The following is a 499-nucleotide window of genomic DNA, read 5'->3' as shown; positions in this document are numbered from 1 at the left end:
CAATGCAAACCGAGTGCACCGGGTCTACCGGGAGGATAAGACGAAACCGGGTACTTTCAACCGCATTTATGAAGTAGCTGTGAAGGGACCACAGACATTTACCTATGTCGATGACGGTACCGATAAATATGCCGCCGATGGAACCGTGAATGTGACCATCGTGAAGGACTCTACCTATTGTTATAAGGTAGAAACTGTCGGTTCCTATAATAACAGCCAGATCAAACCATCACTCCTTTATAACTTCTCGCAGATACTCTGTGTGTCCTCCTCGGATACCACCAGACCATGTCCGCCGGTGCTCACCCTCGACCCGCTCAATTGCGATTCGCTCAGGGCACATCCCGAAGCTTTTTGTACCCCTTCCGGGTTTACCAACCATCTCACATGGGAATACCCTGCCCAAGTGGGTGGAAAGGAATGCGACCCGCTCGTGACTGCTTACAGGATTTATTATGCAAGATATGAGGGCGATACACCGGCATTGATCGCCACTGTG

The 499-nt window shown here is 50.3% G+C and carries 1 pseudogene; it reads left to right on the top strand.

The annotated features are described in order from the left end of the window. Positions 1-499: pseudogene (locus ACQ4MZ_RS31605) on the top strand (gliding motility-associated C-terminal domain-containing protein); the annotation flags it as partial.

The organism is Dyadobacter sp. BHUBP1, from assembly GCF_050587785.1.
Taxonomy (GTDB): domain Bacteria; phylum Bacteroidota; class Bacteroidia; order Cytophagales; family Spirosomataceae; genus Dyadobacter.
The sequence above is the reverse complement of the archived record's forward strand: the minus strand, read 5'-3'. Positions and strand labels throughout refer to the sequence as shown.